Source organism: Flagellimonas lutimaris (genome assembly GCF_003581615.1).
In the GTDB taxonomy this organism is placed as follows: Bacteria; Bacteroidota; Bacteroidia; order Flavobacteriales; family Flavobacteriaceae; genus Flagellimonas; species Flagellimonas lutimaris.
On the sequence record NZ_QXFH01000075.1, the window covers coordinates 7,814 to 26,721 of the forward strand.

27 protein-coding genes are annotated in these 18,908 nt (G+C 37.5%); 16 read left to right on the forward strand and 11 right to left on the reverse strand.

Annotation, left to right across the window (positions count from 1 at the left end; all coding sequences use genetic code 11):
• The 5 genes from D2V08_RS17515 to D2V08_RS12865 all read left to right on the forward strand — a co-directional run.
• Nucleotides 1–672 (forward strand): metallophosphoesterase (locus D2V08_RS17515; protein ID WP_220473405.1); only part of this gene is annotated, 672 nt, incomplete at its 5' end.
• A 291-nt stretch (nt 673–963) separates the two neighbouring features.
• Nucleotides 964–1,548 carry a TetR/AcrR family transcriptional regulator gene (locus tag D2V08_RS12850; protein WP_119608566.1) on the forward strand — a complete coding sequence of 195 codons (585 nt, stop codon included), beginning with the start codon at nt 964–966 and terminating at the stop codon, nt 1,546–1,548.
• A gap of 128 nt (nt 1,549–1,676) precedes the next feature.
• A complete protein-coding gene (locus D2V08_RS12855) occupies nt 1,677–2,138 on the forward strand; it encodes a YybH family protein (RefSeq protein WP_220473406.1) in 462 nt (153 codons plus the stop codon).
• A 48-nt stretch (nt 2,139–2,186) separates the two neighbouring features.
• The gene (locus tag D2V08_RS12860; protein ID WP_119608567.1) at nt 2,187–2,477 is read left to right on the forward strand and encodes a DUF4286 family protein; all 291 of its coding nucleotides are present in this window, start codon (nt 2,187–2,189) and stop codon (nt 2,475–2,477) included.
• Between the two features lie 23 nt (nt 2,478–2,500).
• A complete protein-coding gene (locus tag D2V08_RS12865) occupies nt 2,501–3,037 on the forward strand; it encodes a carboxymuconolactone decarboxylase family protein (protein WP_182835541.1) in 537 nt (178 codons plus the stop codon).
• 109 nt (nt 3,038–3,146) lie between these two features.
• On the opposite strand, the gene D2V08_RS17885 is transcribed toward D2V08_RS12865, so the two are convergent.
• From D2V08_RS17885 to D2V08_RS12880, 5 genes are read right to left on the reverse strand one after another with little or no spacing between them, the layout of a single operon-like run.
• Entirely contained in the window at nt 3,147–3,368 is a 222-nt protein-coding gene (locus tag D2V08_RS17885) for an integrase core domain-containing protein (RefSeq protein ID WP_182835542.1), read from the reverse strand.
• The gene (locus D2V08_RS12875; protein ID WP_182835543.1) at nt 3,349–3,627 is read right to left on the reverse strand and encodes an integrase catalytic domain-containing protein; all 279 of its coding nucleotides are present in this window, start codon (nt 3,625–3,627) and stop codon (nt 3,349–3,351) included. Before D2V08_RS12875 ends, D2V08_RS17885 begins: the two co-directional genes overlap by 20 nt.
• Nucleotides 3,620–3,769 carry a hypothetical protein gene (locus tag D2V08_RS17360; protein WP_182835544.1) on the reverse strand — a complete coding sequence of 50 codons (150 nt, stop codon included), beginning with the start codon at nt 3,767–3,769 and terminating at the stop codon, nt 3,620–3,622. The genes D2V08_RS12875 and D2V08_RS17360 overlap by 8 nt, the downstream gene beginning before the upstream one ends.
• Nucleotides 3,770–3,799: 30 nt before the next feature.
• Entirely contained in the window at nt 3,800–3,970 is a 171-nt protein-coding gene (locus tag D2V08_RS17365; protein ID WP_182835545.1) for a hypothetical protein, read from the reverse strand.
• A gap of 20 nt (nt 3,971–3,990) precedes the next feature.
• Nucleotides 3,991–4,257 (reverse strand): transposase, encoded by a 267-nt coding sequence (locus D2V08_RS12880; protein WP_119608571.1) that lies wholly within the window; start codon nt 4,255–4,257, stop codon nt 3,991–3,993.
• Between the two features lie 1,042 nt (nt 4,258–5,299).
• On the opposite strand from D2V08_RS12880, the gene D2V08_RS12885 reads away from it, so the two are divergent.
• Complete coding sequence (locus tag D2V08_RS12885) at nt 5,300–5,869, forward strand: Crp/Fnr family transcriptional regulator (RefSeq protein WP_119608572.1); 570 nt, start codon at nt 5,300–5,302, stop codon at nt 5,867–5,869.
• Nucleotides 5,870–6,354: 485 nt separating this feature from the next.
• On the opposite strand, the gene D2V08_RS12890 is transcribed toward D2V08_RS12885, so the two are convergent.
• Nucleotides 6,355–6,576 (reverse strand): hypothetical protein, encoded by a 222-nt coding sequence (locus D2V08_RS12890; RefSeq protein ID WP_119608573.1) that lies wholly within the window; start codon nt 6,574–6,576, stop codon nt 6,355–6,357.
• A 299-nt stretch (nt 6,577–6,875) separates the two neighbouring features.
• Here D2V08_RS12890 and D2V08_RS12895 point away from each other — a divergent pair, with 299 nt between their 5' ends.
• Both D2V08_RS12895 and D2V08_RS12900 read left to right on the forward strand, forming a co-directional pair.
• The gene (locus tag D2V08_RS12895; RefSeq protein ID WP_119608574.1) at nt 6,876–7,292 is read left to right on the forward strand and encodes a 4-oxalocrotonate tautomerase; all 417 of its coding nucleotides are present in this window, start codon (nt 6,876–6,878) and stop codon (nt 7,290–7,292) included.
• Between the two features lie 93 nt (nt 7,293–7,385).
• Entirely contained in the window at nt 7,386–8,273 is an 888-nt protein-coding gene (locus D2V08_RS12900) for a DMT family transporter (protein WP_119608575.1), read from the forward strand.
• A gap of 943 nt (nt 8,274–9,216) precedes the next feature.
• Here the strand turns inward: D2V08_RS12900 and D2V08_RS12905 are convergent.
• Entirely contained in the window at nt 9,217–9,723 is a 507-nt protein-coding gene (locus D2V08_RS12905; RefSeq protein ID WP_119608576.1) for an IS110 family transposase, read from the reverse strand.
• 936 nt (nt 9,724–10,659) lie between these two features.
• Here D2V08_RS12905 and D2V08_RS12910 point away from each other — a divergent pair.
• The 6 genes from D2V08_RS12910 to D2V08_RS12935 all read left to right on the forward strand — a co-directional run bounded on the left by D2V08_RS12910 (nt 10,660) and on the right by D2V08_RS12935 (nt 15,182).
• Nucleotides 10,660–11,391 carry an alpha/beta fold hydrolase gene (locus tag D2V08_RS12910; protein WP_119608577.1) on the forward strand — a complete coding sequence of 244 codons (732 nt, stop codon included), beginning with the start codon at nt 10,660–10,662 and terminating at the stop codon, nt 11,389–11,391.
• Nucleotides 11,392–11,479: 88 nt separating this feature from the next.
• Nucleotides 11,480–12,154, forward strand: coding sequence for a type 1 glutamine amidotransferase domain-containing protein (locus D2V08_RS12915; RefSeq protein WP_119608578.1), 675 nt, complete (start codon nt 11,480–11,482; stop codon nt 12,152–12,154).
• A 31-nt stretch (nt 12,155–12,185) separates the two neighbouring features.
• On the forward strand, nt 12,186–12,878 hold the full coding sequence (locus tag D2V08_RS12920; protein ID WP_119608579.1) for a type 1 glutamine amidotransferase domain-containing protein: 693 nt from the start codon (nt 12,186–12,188) through the stop codon (nt 12,876–12,878).
• 771 nt (nt 12,879–13,649) lie between these two features.
• Nucleotides 13,650–13,802 carry a transposase gene (locus D2V08_RS17655; RefSeq protein WP_262696711.1) on the forward strand — a complete coding sequence of 51 codons (153 nt, stop codon included), beginning with the start codon at nt 13,650–13,652 and terminating at the stop codon, nt 13,800–13,802.
• A gap of 19 nt (nt 13,803–13,821) precedes the next feature.
• On the forward strand, nt 13,822–14,043 hold the full coding sequence (locus tag D2V08_RS17660; RefSeq protein ID WP_262696714.1) for a transposase: 222 nt from the start codon (nt 13,822–13,824) through the stop codon (nt 14,041–14,043).
• Nucleotides 14,044–14,705: 662 nt separating this feature from the next.
• On the forward strand, nt 14,706–15,182 hold the full coding sequence (locus D2V08_RS12935; protein ID WP_119608582.1) for a hypothetical protein: 477 nt from the start codon (nt 14,706–14,708) through the stop codon (nt 15,180–15,182).
• Nucleotides 15,183–15,308: 126 nt separating this feature from the next.
• Here the strand turns inward: D2V08_RS12935 and D2V08_RS12940 are convergent, their stop codons facing one another.
• Both D2V08_RS12940 and D2V08_RS12945 read right to left on the reverse strand, forming a co-directional pair.
• Nucleotides 15,309–15,782, reverse strand: coding sequence for a DUF6194 family protein (locus D2V08_RS12940; RefSeq protein ID WP_119608599.1), 474 nt, complete (start codon nt 15,780–15,782; stop codon nt 15,309–15,311).
• A 5-nt stretch (nt 15,783–15,787) separates the two neighbouring features.
• A complete protein-coding gene (locus tag D2V08_RS12945; RefSeq protein WP_119608583.1) occupies nt 15,788–16,099 on the reverse strand; it encodes a hypothetical protein in 312 nt (103 codons plus the stop codon).
• A gap of 331 nt (nt 16,100–16,430) precedes the next feature.
• Between D2V08_RS12945 and D2V08_RS17665 the strand changes: the two genes are divergently transcribed.
• Complete coding sequence (locus tag D2V08_RS17665; RefSeq protein WP_262696712.1) at nt 16,431–16,556, forward strand: hypothetical protein; 126 nt, start codon at nt 16,431–16,433, stop codon at nt 16,554–16,556.
• Nucleotides 16,557–16,623: 67 nt separating this feature from the next.
• Here D2V08_RS17665 and D2V08_RS17670 read toward each other — a convergent pair whose 3' ends face one another.
• Both D2V08_RS17670 and D2V08_RS12950 read right to left on the reverse strand, forming a co-directional pair.
• The gene (locus D2V08_RS17670; RefSeq protein ID WP_262696713.1) at nt 16,624–16,749 is read right to left on the reverse strand and encodes a hypothetical protein; all 126 of its coding nucleotides are present in this window, start codon (nt 16,747–16,749) and stop codon (nt 16,624–16,626) included.
• Between the two features lie 57 nt (nt 16,750–16,806).
• Complete coding sequence (locus D2V08_RS12950) at nt 16,807–17,010, reverse strand: hypothetical protein (protein ID WP_119608584.1); 204 nt, start codon at nt 17,008–17,010, stop codon at nt 16,807–16,809.
• Nucleotides 17,011–17,735: 725 nt separating this feature from the next.
• Here D2V08_RS12950 and D2V08_RS12955 point away from each other — a divergent pair.
• Nucleotides 17,736–18,596 (forward strand): phosphatase PAP2 family protein, encoded by an 861-nt coding sequence (locus tag D2V08_RS12955; RefSeq protein ID WP_245980585.1) that lies wholly within the window; start codon nt 17,736–17,738, stop codon nt 18,594–18,596.
• Nucleotides 18,597–18,908 lie beyond the last annotated feature (312 nt).

An 18,908-nucleotide genomic window follows, 5' to 3' on the forward strand; every position in this document is an offset into this window, starting at 1 on the left:
TCAACAACCCAAGTGCTTTGGTTTATATACAAGTTGGAGCAAGATGCAGAAAAAAAAGGTGGTTTCGTTCATTTTATTTTGGGCAATCACGAATTGAAAAACATGCAGGGAAATTATGATTCTTCATCCCCGAAATATTTTCACGTGGCCTCGATTTTAGAAAAACAACAACGTCAATTGTACGGTCCAAATTCGTTCATTGGTAAATGGCTGGCGAGTAAAAATACCATGGAACTCATAAACGGTACGCTTTTCACCCACGGAGGTATACATCCGGATATAGTTGATTATAATTTGAGCATAGATGAAGTCAATGAGATTACGCGTGACAGTTATTATAAACCGTATTATCCTAAACCGGAAAAGACCAAAGCTCAATTTTTAAACTCAACGTATACAGGGATTTCTTGGTATAGAGGTTATTTTAAGGATGACCTGACCCAAGAAGATGTTGAACTGGGTCTACAAGAATTCAATGCGAAAACAGTTGTTGTTGGTCATACACTTCAGTCCAAAGTGAATAGAAAGTACAATGGGAAAGTCATAGGGATTGATGTAAAGCATCCCAAGGATTATCACAAAAACTTTCCGAACAGCGAATCAGAGGGATTGCTGATCGAAGGAGATAGATACTATAGACTTTTACACAACGGAAAGAAGGTGGAAATATAACAGTCAATGCCAACGTATAAAAACAATTGGGCGGTTCTGGCTTAATCCAAAGATGGTCTTATGCCAGCTATGTAGCCATGTATTTAATTTTCTTGGAATTCAAAAGTTAAAAAGAGAAATTAAATATATGACTCGTGGCTTTATCTGAAAAGTTTCGCATACACCTGTCATATTTTTCATATTCGAGACCTTTGTGTTTAATTGCCTTCAAAATCCCATGTCTTAGCAAAATATAAAAAATACTAAATGGTATTTTATTATCTTTGTTCAGTCCGTTACTTTTTTTAAGACATGAACAAAGCACAACAAACTAGAAAATATATTTTAGAAACAGCATTTTCGCTTGTGTATGAAAATGGATTTCAATCGACCAGTATTGATAAAATTATTGCTGAGACTAATGTAACAAAAGGGGCGTTTTATTACCATTTCAAAAACAAGGAAGAAATGGGAATGGCTATTATCAATGAAATATTGACTGTAAGTATCAACGAAAACCTTGTTAAACCATTAGCCAACCACGGGCAAAAGGCAGAGGTGATTTATCAGACCATCAAGAACTTCATGCTTTCCATTTCTGACCGACAATTGCGACTAGGCTGCCCTACCAATAACATGATTCAGGAAATGGCACCCCTAAATACAACATTTGCAAGAGCCTTACTCAGTATCATAGAAAACTGGAAACAAAAACTATCGGAAGCAATTATTGAAGGCCAAAAAGATGGAAGCATTTCTCCAAATCAAGATGCTGTTGTTTTGGCTGCTTTTATCATTTCAAGCTATGAAGGGGCAAGAACTTTAGGAAAACTCTACAAGTCGTTTGAGTATTACAACTTCTATTTAAAACAATTAAAAGCACTATTAGAAAAATGATGAATTTTTGTATATAAACATACTATTTAGTATGTTTGCCAATTATGAATTAAATAAAGTATTCAATCGTGGCATTAACCATGTTATTCATGCTACCGTCATGCGAACCATTACAAAAGAAAATTTATATGAAAGCGACACAGGAACCTATCACAGGGAAAGAAGCAATTGGGGATAGGGCAACTCCATATCAGGCACTGGTAGAATTTTACAAAGCTTTTAACGAACGAGATATCATATTGATGAAAAACAACTGGGCTAACTCTGCCGAAATCGCAATGGATAACCCTCTTGGAGGTATTATGAGAGGCTGGAATAATATCAATGAATTATATTCTCGAATATTTGAAGGACAGGCCCAAGTCTATGTAGAGTATTATGACTATACGATTCATGAAACTAATGATATGTTTTATGCTGTGGGTCGTGAACGTGGGAACTTTTCTATTGGCGAAAATTCAATTGACTTAAAAATCAGAACGAGCAGAATCTTCAAAAAAATAGAAGGGCAGTGGAGGCAAGTACATCATCACGGCTCAATAGAAGATCCTGATTTATTAAAAACTTATCAAGATTTGGTTAACAAGTAAGAGGGTGAAAAATTTTAATCTAAAACATACTAATTAGTATTTTATATTGTGCTCACTTATCAAGTAAAAATCAAAATCAATGAATCGGTTGAAAAGGATTGGTTGGAGTGGATGAAAACTAAACACGTACCTGATGTAATCGGAACTGGATTAGTCAAATCATTTCAAATTCTCAAACCCGATTCAGTAGAATATTTGTACCTGTTTCATTACCACTTTGAAAATCGGGATGACTTTGAAACATACCAAAGGGATTTTGCTCCTGCCATGAAGAAACATCCCGCAAAAGCATTTCCCAATCAGTTTACAGCAGAGAGGGAAATATTTCAATGGATATAATTAATAATCTAAATTTTAATACAATGACAAAAATCGAATTACTGCCTGAAAGTCAAGCAAGCGAGAGCACACAGGAACTGTACGGAGCAATCAAAAGTCAAATGGGCAAAGTGCCCAATGTGTACCAAGTGTACGGGCATTCATCGGCAGCTTTAAAAGCCAACTTACAATTGGGAGAAACTCTTTCGGGTGGCGAACTTTCCAAGAAAGAAATCGAAATCGTATCACTTGTGGTGAGTCAGGGCAATGGCTGTGAATATTGCCTTGCTGCACACTCCATGCTAGGAGGAATGAACGGAATGTCCGATGATGAAATGATTGGAGTAAGAAAAGGAATTCATATAAACGAAAAAGAACAAGCTCTTATCTCTTTCGCCAAAGCAGTCTATGAAAACAAAGGTAGAATTAGCCAAGAGGTGTTAAGCAACTTCTTAGCCACAGGCTATACCAATGGTGCGGCGGTAGAAGTTATTGGGCAAATTGCCTTGAACACATTTAACAACTATACCAACAATCTAGCAGGAACTCCTGTGGATTTTCCAGAGCCGAAGGCTTTCTAAAATCAACTGCAATCTATGAAATCAGGGTTATATCTATCTTTAGCCGCTATATTTTGGGGTCAGACTTTTGTAACCCTTTCTTTTCTCGGACTATTTGGTTAGACTACTCTTATTTGTTCTTCCAAGCTAGCTTGCTTGGAATAGAGTTCCTTTTAATAACGTTAGTTCTGGGGCAATTACCCCTAGGGGCCTCGTGTGGCCGTTTAATGTTGTAATCGTTTATCCATTCCTCGGTCAATATATGTACCTGTGAAATATTCTCTAACAGATGTGCATCAATAACGTTATGTCTATAGGTTCGGTTGAACCGTTCAATAAACCTTTTCTGCATGGGAACTTCCGGGCTGGGTGTACTGGATTTCTGTCCCTTGGGCCCCGCACCATCTGGTAAAATGGAGTGAAATGAACCCGGGCCCGTTGTCCACACTGACATCGAGCCCACCGTGTTCCACGATGGCCTTTCTCAATACCTGTACCCCATCCACGGCAGGGAAACTGAACTTGGCCTCCACGCAGATGGCCTTCCTATTGAAGTCGTCGATGATGTCGAACGTCCTGAACCTTCTCCCATGTACCAATGAATCACTCATGAAGTACATGGATCATGTGATTTTCCCACCATTGGGCAGCACCAAGAGCTACTTGACCAGCTTGGGCACTCTCTTTTAGGTCTTTCTCCTTAAGTTCAGGTCCGGCATCAGGTATACCCGCCTGACCCGCTTCTTGTTCCATTTATGGCCTTCCAGTCTTATCCGCTGATAGTTATTTGTCCTGTCCTTCCCTTGGCTTGGCCACGGAAGGTTCCAGTAACTTGTCGATTACCTCACTGTCATCTTTCACAGAGCGGTAATGGTACATCGATTTTGGGAACGTCAATGTCCTGCAGGCCCTGGTGATGCTTACCCTGTAATATTCCCTCAGGTAGGCCACCATGTTTTTCCTCTCACTGGAGCCTACCACTTTTTTAAGAGCACGTCCTTGAGCATCTTGTTGTCAAGGGCCATGTCCGCATACATCTGCTTGAGCTTGCGGTTCTCCTCCTCAAGTTCCTTCAGGCGCTTGAGCTCGAGGCTGTCCATCCCCGAATATCGTTTCTTCCAATTGTAAAATGTGGCCTTGTGGATGCCCATCTCCCTACAGATCTGGTCCACTTTGACCCTCGATTCGTACTGCTTGATGCAGGATACGATCTGGCTCTCGGTAAACTTGGTTCTCTTCATAATATCTGACTGTTAAAATTAAACTTTTTGTCTAATTCAAACCAGTCCGATTTTTAGGGAGGGTTACAACTACCCCAAAATTATCAATGGAGGTGATGTTGCACTAACAAAATAATGTTTCCAGTCAAGCTGAATCCCCATCTTTTTTCAAGAAACTTTAAAGTTAACCAAGTAGCTTATTTATATGGGAAGCCAAGATGTTACCCTCCCTTTTTTGTTGCCTTCCCAAAAAATGGTAAAGATAGAATAGCTATCGACTTTCATAGGATATCGTGCTCAATCTTAACGTCCCTCAGTTTTTTTCCTGAGCTCCACTATTTCCCCTTGTTCTTCGGTAAGCATGGGATTGCCATTTTCGGGAAAACGGTTCTCCCATATTTTTTGGCCTCCTTGCACCAGTGTCACAAAACAAAGGATTCAGGGTCAGTCCCTTAATACCTCTGCGGCATTAATCCCGGCATAGCTGAGTTCGACAGCCTTTTGCTTGAACTCCGTTGTGTACTCTCCTTTTGGTTTTGACATGTTTTCAAAGTTAATTCAAACAGTCAACACGCTTCTCTTTCAATGTTCAGTCAAATATGGTAAGTCCAATGGCAAGGTCCGTCTCAGCATGGACGGTAAGGGACGGGGCCATGACAATATATTTATTGAGAGGCTCTGTCGCAGCGTAATGTACGAGCACATATATGTCTTCTAGGACGGTGACTGGCAACAATGTCAAAGGGTCTCAGGAATAATACGGGTAATACAATACCGAGCGAAGATACTAAAGCCTTGATGACGTGACCCCTGCCAACATGATATCAACAAAGGTTAAAAAAGGTAGCATCATGTACAAAAGAGAAAAACAAGCGTTTTCAACGAAAAGGGTAGGTTATGAGCCCCTCTAGCTTTCAACGTCATCATAACACATCCATTTTTAACGAAATACTGTCCTAGATATAGTGGGAATTGTATTAAAACTATTGCCATAAAACAATCATTAACTTTAAAATACTTTCTACCTTCGTCATATTAAACGTTTCCACAAAAATATCAAAAGATGTATCAAGAGCTAGAAAAGTTTATAAAATCACATGGGAGAATTGATCAGAAAGAGCTACAGCAGATTACATCTTGTTTTAAACCTTTAAAGACAGTGCGAAACGAAATGTTATGCAATATTGGTCAAATATGTAGTCATTTTTATTTTATTAGGAAAGGATGCTTGAGACTATATGAGATAGATGATAAAGGAAACGATATCACGGGCTATTTCGCTTTAGAGGACAGTTTAATTTCGGCAAATACCAGCTTTATCCTTCAAAAACCTTCAAGGGATTGCTTGGTCTCTTTGGAACATTCAGAACTATTAGCAATCAATCGCAACGATTTTTATAGGTTAGTGGAATCTGTCCCCCAATTTGGGAACGTGTATCATAAGTTCATTGAGTTTGCTTTTATCCATTCTCAGATGCGCATCTATAGTTTCTTAGGAATGGAGGGTATAGATAAGCTTAGATGGGTTATGGAGCATGAGCCCAAATTACTTTCACGTATTTCCAGTAAGGCAGTTGCTTCATATTTAGGAATGACCAATTCTACTTTAAGTAAATTAAGAACCAAACTTTAGGCAATGTCTATTACTAGCATATTTTTAAAAGTAAGCAAAAGTTGTGGACGTTAATAAACAACTAATATAATAACCTAAATGACATGTTGTACCTATTATAAAGATTACCTCTTTCGCAGTTTGAATAAATCAAACTAGCACACAAATTTACCCTTCACACCTTTCATATCCAGAGGAATGTGCCTAGAATAAACCTCACTTATTTGAAAAAGAGAGTTTAAATAAATTAACATATATTGATTTTTGAAATTCTTGTTTGAAGAAGTATTAATAAGGTTTGTTAAACCCTTGTAATAATTATCCCAAAGTTTTATTATTCAAGAAAATGAAACTCACGTTCCAAAATGACTCCGGAAGAAAAGGTTTTAAGCTCACCCTCCCTGCTTCCGATGATAAGCTATACATTCTCATTATCTATTCCTGTGATTGCTCGTTTATTATATTCAAAACTTGACCCAACATCAAAAAACCAATGGCAATGTCCCCTATCCAAACGAATAGAACATCCGAACATCAAAACTACTTAAAGTTCGCGTCTCATCTGAAAACTTAAATCCTTTCTGCATAATTATTATCACCCATAACAGAATCTCTTTTCTAGCATAACTAAGCTCTCCAATATATCCTGATCGAGGTCCAAAAGCATTTTTTATGTCCAACTCAGTTACATATAGGTTGAAATCTGCATTGATTGGGTTCTCGACCATTTCAAAACCATGTGCCAACTATGCGGTATCACTAATTAAACTTAAACAAGAAAAGCAGAATAAAAAAGTAAAGATTCTATTTTTATACAACAAGAATGTAGAAATGAAGTCGTCCTATAAATCCAGGTGTAAACCAAGGTTTTCTAACTACACAGGAAGAAGGTTTTATTTAAATTTATTGGGGCCCTTTAGTGAAACGATATCACAAAATATTGTTCTATGACAATATTCTTCTCTCTACCTATTCCCACCTTTGCACAGATGTTAACAATTAAGTTATCAATCTAAAAATTATATTTATGCCACTTACTTTAACATTAACCGAGGGTGTCTTACCTGTCGGTAAGGAAAAAGATGCAGTTCAACAGATTACGGATTCATTCCTAAAAACGCATGGTTTATTGGGAAATACTGTAATGACTCCAAATGTAACTGCAAATGTGCACATAGTGCCAAAAGGGTCTTCATTTTCAGGAGGACAGGAGTTTTCCGGTGCTTGGGCGGAATGGAAGGTTCCATCTTTTGCACTAGCGGACGAAGCTATTATTAAACAGCATTTTGCAGAAGTGACGGATGCTATTCACCACTTATCTGGTGGAAAGCAACCTAAGGATAATATTTATGTAAATGTAGTCCATGCTGTGGATGGTGGATGGAATATGGATGGGGTAGCCATGACCAATGAAGAATTAGGAGAAGCAATTGGACAAGGGTAATTGATGTCGGTTTTTGTATTTAACATAATGGCTCTGGTAGTTTTCACTCCAGAGTCATTATCATTTAATATTTACAACAAATAGGTTTTAAGAATGAGGGAAGCACTTTACTTAGTGATAGCTACCATCTTTTTGGGTTTAAATTTTCATTTAGCAAAAGTGATTTTACTGGAAGCAAATTTTATAGAAGCTGGATTATGGCGTTTTTTATTTGGGGTTTCACTATTAACTCTCATAGGACTAAAAAATCTACCCAAATTAAAATCAATCATTAGAAACCTAAAGGGTATTTTGTTAACCGGTATTATTGGTTTATTTGGTTTTAATTTTTTCTTCTTTTTAGGGTTGACACATAGCACTGCAATAAATGCAGCCCTAATAGTTAGCTTAAATCCGCTATTGACCATACTTTTTTCTAATAGAATATTGAAAACAGAAATCTCCAAAAAACAAATAGCTGGAATTCTGGTTGCTTTTCTCGGCGTCCTGTATTTAGTCATAAAGGGTAATATCTCAAATCTATTGGAACTTGAATTTTGTTCTGGGGATATTCTTATTTGCATAGCTAATGTATTTTTTGCCCTGCATCATGTTTGGGTGAAAAAATATGCGGTAACTATTTCAACACTAAACTTTACTCTCCTAACATGCCTCTTTTGTTTAATTTGTTTTATCATAGTAGCTCAGTTTTATGGGATGACCGATGTATCAACGCATACACTGAACTTTTGGATGGCTGTTTTTGGCATAGGTGCCATGGGTACTGGATTAGCGTATCTTTTGTGGCAAAAAGGTATTCAAATGGTGGGTGCCGATCATGCTGGAGTATTTATGAACATCGTTCCATTATCTGCTGCATTCTTCGCTCTATTTTTTGATGAAGATCTTTATCTATACCACCTGGTGGCCGGTATCCTAATTATTTCTGGAATGTTTATAACAAAAAGAAGAACTGATGAAGAAAATGGACTTCATGCATAAAGGAGTTAAAAACCTGCTCATGCCCGTACTAAAAAAATCAAGTAAGTCACTAAAAGTACCAAAGTGCTGATGTATTATAACGGGTTTTAAAAAATACTCCTAATCTTAAACACAAGACGACGTTACTTATTATTATTTTACTCTGCTGCTGCTTTGGACTAATGATTTGGGAAGCTTTAAAACCCAAGATAATAGATATTGGGATAGAAACAATGTTTATATGCATGGAAGTTTACTAAAAGAGCAAAAGACACGCTAATCTTATGCACAAATGAATGATTGGATTTGGAAAGAAATAAGTTATTGAATTATTTATAAGTAAGAGATTGTAAAAGAATGATTAAAAGATCAATTGGCGACAACGTATCCTATGAAAAGCCCTAATCCAGTCCTCTAAAGTTAATCAATATTTTAATCTTGCCTGAAATCACCTTTTTCCTTTTAATATAACTTGCTCCGCATTCTATGCGCGATACACCTATTTTTTTAGGGTTCACCGGCATCTGTATGAGTTTAAACTATAATAAAATCGGTAACTTGCTATGAAAATGTGATTCCAGCTTCATAGATTACCCGCGTTGTTCTGTGATACGAGACTGACCACTTTTTTGCGGGCTTTGTTATTGTTTATTCAATCACACCAGGGCCTAAGGGGCATCCGTTTTGATACCTGCCAAGGTCCTATTGAGCAGTTTTCTCGCTACTTTGATGATGATACTCCTGTTATTTCTACCTTGGTGATTGTGATAGTACGCCTGCATAATCGGGTCGGGGTGAATGGCCTACCATACTTGCTCTAGGAAATAACTCTGTATAAATTGATATGCAAGTGGTGTTGTGCCAAATATAGTATAGTTGCTCCCACTTTGATTAAACCCTGGCAACAGACTTTACTGAGCCCACCAAATGTTTTACGCTATCAAAGGGTCTTAAATCTCACAGCTCACAGATAATACCAAAAACTACAATGCCTCCTGAGCTGCGTGGAGACATCCCTGAGTTCCTGCTCCACGAAACGAAAGAAACGCATTCGACCGGCCGGGGCCGCCTTGGCCGTCGGATTCCTGAATACCTGATCATCGAAACGCTTTCTATAGTCATGGCTCCAATGGCCGTTATCAAGTTCTTCTGGCTCCTTAATTCCGAAATACAAAAGCTCCATCTTTATGTTACTCTTTATCCTCCGAAAATCCTTTACCAAATCAATACGACGACGAAAAAGACTTCGTAACTCCTCACGATCAAATTCTGGAATATGAATACCATCCAAACGACCGTCTTTTAACTCTCTTGATTTCAACTGCGCATCTATCCTGTCGGTCTTGGTATGTTTCTCCCTCCTCATTCTGTGAATGTCCCCATGGTTGATAACCAAAGAAGTCCAGCCATTAGATTCAAGGGGGTTCAGAATAACCACAACAAACCGTTTCATAAGCAATCGAAACTTCATAACTGGGAAAATGTTTTAGTACTTATCCCTGGAGTTATCCCGAATTAGGATTCATCGAAAAGGTCTTCCCTGAAAACAAATCTGTGACACAATGTACCTTCCAACTTCTCTTGTGAATATCCATGCCGATGTATTTCTTCGGCAAAGCAGTAATTTGAGAATCATAAATTTAATTTTTAGTTCATTTTAAAGAAACTCGACTTACTGCTTTTTCATCGATGCTATAAAAAAATGCCCAAGTCATTTAATGGAATTAAAATCTCTATAAATGAATTTACTCCAGTCACGCCGAAAAAAATACAAACCAAAATCGCAAATATCATATGCATAACCGTTGAAATTCATTCGGCTATTCCGACCTGAAATGCTATGTTTTGATACTTAAAACCCCGCGTTTAAGGTTATGAAATTCAATGAAAACCCTGTGCCAAAATACTTGTTTAAAACCATCCATTACACGGCATACACCAGATAAAAGGTAACCCTCGATAGAACGAAAGTCAAGAACGACTATATGAGTAATTCTGCAAAACCTCAACCGTATCCCGGACATCCCTATCTTCGATTGCGAACGAGCGAAAATCGAAGATCTCACTTACCTGTAGTGCTTCCATTAAAGTCAATTCTGCCCCGTCCTGAATAAAGTCTGTATAATTCTTACAATTATGCATAAAAATGAAAAAACTTCCTAATCAACAAATAATTAACTTGAAAAGTTTTTTATGGGCATGTGAATACTTCCATATCGATGTCCAACTCTCCATCGGATAAGCCCTACACGCTATAGGACCATTATCAATGATATAACTTAAATCTTGAAGAGTCTTTTTCACTTATCAAAAACGTTGTTATATGACAATGTTTAAAATATTATTACTTATCAATTTTGCATTTCTGCTTAGCAAATAAGCTAACGGATTTATATAAAAAACAATTATGATTAATAGTAAAAAAACAATCGTATTAGTACATGGGGCTTGGGAAGGCGCATGGTCATGGGGAGAAACAATACCTTTTCTGGAGGCAGAAGGTCATAAAGTAATCGCTTTTGATTTACCAGGTCATGGTGATAATGAAAAACCTATTTCCGAAATTTCACTTCAACTTTACGCTGACTCGGTAAGAAAAGAACTTGATAGTATTGCGGAGCCGGTAATCTTGGTCGGTCATAGCTTTGCCGGATATATTATTTCTCAGGTAGCGGAAGATTCAAAAAAATTCATCGAGAAGCTTGTTTTTGTTGCTTCAGCAATTCCATATGATAACAAACCCGCAGTTCAAATCTTTAAAGAAGATACAGAAAGTGAGTTGTTGGCCAACATGATTTTTTCTGAAGACGAGAGTTATGCTACTTTAGGTAGAGAAGCCATTAAAGATGTAATTATGACTGGAGCCACCGATGAACAGGTTGATTATGCATTACCAAAGTTTGTAAAACAAGCCACAAAGCCATTTTTTGAGATTGTAAAAACCGCCAAAAACTTTAGAGAAGTTCCCAAAGCATATGTTGAAACCACAAAGGATAGGGTTATATCCTTAGCCGCTCAAAGAAAAGTGCAGAAGGAAACCGGAATTAATGAAGTGGTTACCTTAGAAGATGGTCATGTTCCATTAGTAACTGGTCCAGAAAACTTAGGTAAAGCTCTAAATCAAATTGCGACAAGTTAAAATAAGGGTGCAAAGAATCACATGCGAAGTATGAATTTCAATCAAATCTATTGCTCCTCATACCTCGCATGTTCAATGAAACCAAAAAATGAAACATATACTTTTTATTATCACCAGTACTGATAAAATAGGCAATGCCCAACATAGAACTGGATATGAATTTTCAGAAGTAGCCGATCCCTACTTAGAGTTCATCAATGAAGGTTATACGGTTGACTTTTCCAGTATTCTAGGTGGCAGACCTCCGGCAACTGGCTATGATTCGTCACAGCAAAACAGTCGTGCATTTAAAGAAAGTAATGGCTTTAGACGTCTTAATTTTAGTCATAAACTGAGTGATATTGATACCGAAGCCTACGACGCAATTTTCTTTCCTGGTGGATTAGGACCAATGGTAGATATGGTTGATAATGCCTTAGTAAAAGATATTATCAAAAAATTCTATGAGAGTGATCGTGTTATTGGTGCCGTCTGTCATGGTCCCGTTGCCTTACTCAATGTAATTCTATCGAACGGAAAAAATCTTTTGGAAGACAAGCGAATTAACTCCTTTACTAAATCAGAGGAGAAACTGGATGGTCATAAATTGGATGATATCATACCATTCATGTTGGATGAGGAATTAGCAAAACAAGGTGCTCAATTTTTAAATGCTAGACCATTTGATCCATTTGTCATTGCTGATGGAAACTTGGTCACAGGCCAAAATCCAGCCTCAGCCTCAGGAGTTGCACTTGAAATGATTAAGATAATCAAAGATTAAAATTGAACTTAAAATAAAATTATTAGACAAAATGAAAAAGTCAAAAATTCTAATCGTAACGACTTCGCATGATATGCTGGGCAGTTCAGGTTTAAAAACTGGTGTTTGGTTTGAAGAAATAGCTGCCCCATACTATATATTTAGAAATGCAGGTTTAGATATTGATATTGCATCCACCAAAGGTGGTAAAATACCAATAGACCCGGCAAGTGAATCATCAGAATGGCAGACAGAGGATACGCTCCGCTTTACTAAGGATAAGGAGGCCATGTCTCTTCTGAAAGAAAGTATGGCTCTAAGAAATGTAATTGGCACAAGTGATGATTATAACTTTATATATTTTCCAGGAGGCCATGGACCTATGTGGGATTTTGTGAACAACCCATTAATTACCAATTTACTTGAAGAGTTCATAGCTAAAGACAAGCCCGTTGGGGCCATGTGCCATGGTGTTGCCGTTTTAGTTGATGCTCAAAGTAAAGACGGTGAATCTTTTACAAAAGGAAAAAAAATCACCGCTTTTTCAAACTCAGAAGAGGTCGCCGTAGGTGCCCAAGATATAGTTCCTTTCCTTTTAGAAACTAAGCTAAAAGAATTGGGAAGTAACTATAGTAAAAGTGAAAATTTTGCTCCTTATACGGTTGTAGACGGCAATTTAGTAACGGGTCAAAATCCAGCATCTGCGGCCGGAGTTGCTCTTGAAATGATGAAATTAATGAATTGAATTAAAGCCTAGCAATACGTGAGCGAAAAACGTGGTTTTAATTTCTATATCACACACACAATAAATCGGGGAAGTATGATTAAAAGACAGGAGTATGATTGGTTGCAGTTGTAAAGCAATACTTTAAACTTATAGAAGAAAAATATTCTTGTCGAATGTGCTTCAGAAAGGAACCAATATTGTTTAATAAGGGTGTGTTAACTGAACTCTGTCCGAAATATATTTAAGCATCAATTTAATTCGGACAGAGTCTTATAAAAAAGAACAATGAACTGAATTCGAGAAAAGGGTACTTGATTATTTTTATGTCAGGCTAGAATCTTTCTGAGAAGGACACTGCTTTTGATCCCATGATGAAGAATGTTTACGAGGAGACCTTTGAGATCGAGATTGATCGTCGTCACCTGGGCGACGAATCCGAGAGCAGTATCTGCAATAAGCACAATATATAATGGGCAAAAGATGATAAAGAGCAGCATCGAACCTAAGCTTGTGAAGAATCGTCAGGCCAATCCTAGTGGACGACCCATCGGAAAAGATAATCGGCCTCTAAAGTATGGCCGTGAGCTACGAGTATATGTAAGCCCATTATAAGTAAGCTCCCGATACCGGATTTCCCATAGCTTTCAATGGATTACTAACAGTGAGGGTGTCAGAAACCTTTTATTTATTGTATGGATAGATGATGCCACGTCATGTGCTACAAAGTGAAAGTGGACGGAAAGATTCACCGAAAAAGGCATATACAACATCCTATGAATCAAAAAAGAAGTGTGCAAAAAAATACCCGGTATGTACATATCCTGGAGGGAGGGCGACAACTTCTGGACCAAGGTATTGACCGACCTGAACAATCGTGGCCTAAAGCACATCCTTATTGACGGTGCGGATAATCTCAGATTGGGGTACCGATGCGATTTTTAGCATTTTCTCCAAGTCACTGGTGCGGCTCTGTATTCTACACCAGATTAGGAATACGTTGAAGTACGTTACCTCCAAGATCCAAGAGGAGTTCATGAGCGACCTGAAGCTTGTCCGTCGCATGACCAATAAGGAAATTACCAAGGACAGACTATTTGATTTGGAAGAAAAATGGAGAGGAAAATATCCCGTGGTCATCGAGAGTTGGCAACACAATTGGAAACAGCTGTTACAGTACTTATAGTACGTAGAGACCATCAGAGAGATCATCTTTAACACCAATGCCGTAAAGGAATTCCATCGTCGCAGGGCTACCAAATCCACGGGAGCCTTACTCTGCGATTTGTCCCTGTTCAAACTGGTATACTTGGCCAAGAGGAACATCGAGAAGAAATGGACAAACCCTTTGCTCAATCGGAGTCTGAAAGTTCAACAACTTTATATTAAATGTAATGGTTGAGACTTAATCTGACGGTATTAATTAATTAATTTAACCCTTAAAATAGATTTGTCAGATGAGTACAGGAGCAAAAGTCATCAAACCAAAGTGAGGACCGCTTGAACTTGCCAGGCAGTTAGGCAATGTATCCCAAGCCCGTAAGGTTGGGGTATGGTCTGGACAGTTATCATAAGGTTCAAAGAATTCTCTGAGCTGGTTGGAGAGCTAGTTCTCCATGAAATTTTAAGGAAGAATTCCATTTTAATGAACCGTATTCGGCGAAGAAATTGAGAAGGCTGTTGTAACGATGGCCACCGAGCTTCCAGCCTACCGATAGTTACGTGTTTCCAATGAGCCGAAGAAGCAGGGAACGTACATATCCTCGGGAGGTGTACGGAGTGTTTTGTTTCGCTACGATTTGGAGACCTTTAAAAAGCGGTTGAAGGTCTAGGAGGGACGGATTTATTTTGACCCAGAACCAATTACAGAACCTGTATCGTGCAAAAAATGGAAAACAGGCACGGGGAAAAGAAACCCACCATCCCGGTTATCTAAGTTCACAGGACACCTACTATGTCGGTTCCGACAAAGGTATCGGCCGTATCTTATCTATACCCAGACCTATAGACACCTATTGCAAAGTATCCTTCGTAATGCTCCATGACCGTAAGAACTTTATCATGGACGGCGATTTGCTCAATGACAGGGTAATCCTATCCCGTTCTCCCAACAGAAAGAGCTTCCCTTGCTGCGCACAAATTGACAGACAGGGGAACCCCGAGTACTGTGGGAAACGAGAACACCACGAATACCAGCTTTGCATGACCATTGAAGACATCGACCATACCAAGACCAAAGCAAAAAGCCCACAGACCAAACTTTTAGCAAATGAAAAGTTCATCGAGTACAATGAGCTTAAAGGTTATTTTCAAGTGTCAGATTAACCATAACTGTTAGGTTAAGTAGTGGCTAGTACATATTAAATTTGGGGAGAGGATACTACTGGCATTGAACGACAAATTGCTTTGGGGATAGCCCAAAAGCAGTTGAATCAACAGACAGAGTATAATTTACGGACACGATACATTGTTATAACCAATCATTTTCTTTTCATACTTCTTTAAAGCCAAATTATACCCTTCTTCAATTAACGGAAATAATTTGTTAAAAGTTTCCTTTGTCGGATTTAAGACACAAACCCAATTCATCCAGCCATAAACTGGATGAGGCATTATTTTATCCAATTCCGTAAAATCGAATGGCATGTCGATTATTTGACCTGCTTTTGGTCTTTTCGGTTTGTTACCAAATAACTGATAAAAACTTTCTTTCGATACTCCCAAATTCAGTCTAAAAACTCCCTCTCTATTTACATTAGATGCCTTGTCGTTCGCCCCATCTTTTTCTTTAAATGTCAATAGGTAAATTCCTTTACTCAATTTATTTTCAGGATTATAAAAAAGTCCGATTTCTCCCCAATTTTTGGTCTTCACAAGACCATTGAAATTATTCAGAACCTTCTGAATAATTTCTTCGGTTGTCATTGTTTTCATTCTAAAATTTCATTAAAAATTGATAAATACCTAAAAGTCATGATTTTTTCATCAATTACCTCATACGCTTTTAAGGTTTTCGGCTTATCCATTACCTTTTTGGATGAAGTTGTTACAGATTCCAAGTCTGTCCAGACCAAAAGGTCTAAATACTGACCATCCTTGAATAAAGAAATTCTTCGTGAAATCAATCCAGATTGTTTACCAAAGAATTCATTCAGTTCATACATTGGATTTTCATCTTCTTCTCGGTTTATTCCTTCGCTTGTTTCCATCATACCAATTCTACAATTGTTGCTTTTTGTCATCTTACTTTGCTTTTTTCTGAGTTATTTCAACCGGAAATAATTCAGAGTGTTATTGCTACTATAGTTTCTGTTTTCATGAAACAAAAATAAGACTGGTGACTGACAACCTTATTTAAAACATACTCCAGTAATTTTTTTTAAATATTGTTTAAGTGTAAAACTTTGTTGATATTCAAAGGTTTAGCCAGTGATAGTTAGCTTTAAAATTTTATCTAATCAAAATTCACATGTTTAATTACTTAAATCACAAAGTGGAACAAAAATCCAAGCGTTTCCTCTTGAATATACCGCTAAAGGTTCAATATTTCGCTTGGCCCATAATTGATTTAGAATGTCAGTTAACCTTGATAGTCCATTTATCACGGAATACTCCATTTTCAATGAAGTTATTGATTTTTTTAAAATGGCATACGACAAGATAAAACCCGAAGGCTTGAACTTTACTGATTTTTTTTGAGTCGAATTCAAATGCTCTTTGAAAGCACCTCATTAGCCTATGGATTTTTATCGATACTAGTACCCAGTTATTCTATACTGTTGAATATCACAAAGTGCCGTATGGTCATAGTTCCCTCTTCAATAGTTTCAGAAATAGGAATTGGAACACCAGTACCCATTGCTTTTTTTGAGGCCCGTATGGCTGATTTCACATCAGACCAATAGATATAATATCTATCAATGAGCCATCTTCCCTTAAAGCCGTTCTCCTAGCGATAAAACCAGGCTGCTCCTTTACAAATTGATTTAAGCGCAGAATAACCGTTTTTTACTTCTTCGAGGCCTCCATCCTTTTTTGTTCTTCTTGTTACCAATTCAATAATTTTTACTTGTTTCATTTTCCTTTTTTTCGTGTCAGACGGATTGCAACTAAAAGCTGTCAGGACCATTAAACCTACTCCTAAATTTTTCATAGAACAAAAATAGGATGTAACTGTGACAGCCCTGTGTCAACTGGGCTTGGCAACTTTCAAAATATTCTTGATTATTAAAATTGTTTTCTACTCCAAAAGACTCCATTGCTATTGTCAAATTATACTACCCCAAAAAATTAATGCAGAAAGTTAAGTTAGATTATTAACCTTAAAATCACGGTCAGATGAGCAGAAGAAAAACACTCATCGAAGTTCAAACCCAAATCAATAATAGCTAAAAAACTTGTCGCCATGTTCAACTATGCAGGCTCCAATGTAGAACAGGCCATATACAATTCGTGACGCACTCTTTATATGTTAATACATTAAACCTTTTGGAAAAACGGACTGAAATGTAAAGTATTTGAACAGATTTCGATTTCCATAATTTTAGTTTTTAAGTAATTTTAATCTCCTTTTTTTAACCATACCCTTATTTATTAGGAGCACAAATTAATCTTGAACGCTAAGATTCATGTAAAATGATATGAAGAGACAGATAGGCTATATCTTTTCATTTTTCCAATGTCGCTATGTGTTAAAAAAACTTAATACCAACGACTATAAGTATATTCAAATTATGTGCAATAAAGGTGTTCTGTAAACGACAATAATGATGCATCTGAAGCTGGTTTTATTTGTGATCATTGGAAATGAAGTGATTGATTCTAGATATGTTATTGAAACTTTTTAATAGAGTACCGTCTTTGACCATATGTTTCATATTGTCTTGTAGCTCGATTTTTGGACAAGAAAAGTTGCAAATTGGTTCTGAAACCACATTGTCTTGTAGCTCGATTTTTGGACAAGAAAAGTTGCAAATTGGTTCTGAAACCACATGGGAACTTTTTAAATATGATACTGCAAGAATTTTTGGAGGTATGGGTTATGTGTATGGTAGGCCCTTGTATTGGGAAAAGGAAGATTGGTTTGCCTTAGGGGGTGTAACATTGGCCACCGGTCTTTCATATTTATTAGACGATGCGTCTTCTGAACTTTTTGTGAATCAGGGCAAGTATGTTCCAACAGCTATCATGGATTATGGATTTAATGTGGGCAGTCCGCAAAATAATTACATGATTACTGGAGGAGTGTACCTTACTGGATTATTTATCAAGAGTGAAAAGCTAAGAAGGACTGGGGTATTGCTTGTATCATCAGCATCAGCAGTTGGCCTACTACAACAATTGTTGAAATCAGCTGTGGGTAGGGCAAGGCCCATAAGTGGCATGTCAAAGGATACTTTTCGACCTTTTAATAGCAACAGGGAGTTCCATTCTTTTCCATCCGGTCACACCATGTTGGCCTTTACAAATGCCTATGCAATTGCTAAACAGTTCAAAAATAAATGGATAAAGACAGGATTGTATGGTGTAGGACTAGTTCCTGGGCTCTCAAGGTTATGGGATGGCGAGCACTGGCTTTCGGATGTTGTCATGGGCATTGCGGTGAGTATTTTTACTGTAGAAGCAATAGATAAATACCTTGACAATGAATATGATAAGAAATATAATATGGAGGACAAAAAGATTGACTGGAGATTGAACCTTACTCCCAGCCAGGTTGGACTTGTCATTGATTTTTAAAACCACTATTCTTAAAATATAAAAAAGGTGAGAGAAGAGGATATGGTGGATGAGCCGGGTAAACTGAGCTGCCCGCGCCGGACGAAAGTGAGCAGTGTAAATCAACTGCTTGGATTTGAACTGTCCGTGGGTTAAACTTATTTTTCAATTTTCTTATCATCGATTCACCTTTTATGTCGATTCTGTGCGCCGTGTGCACCAAACGGTCGAGTATTTCTATTCGTGATTGCCCAAAATAAAATGAACGAAGCCACCTTTTTTTTCTGCATCTTGCTCCAACTTGTATATAAACCAAAGCACTTGGGTTGTTGA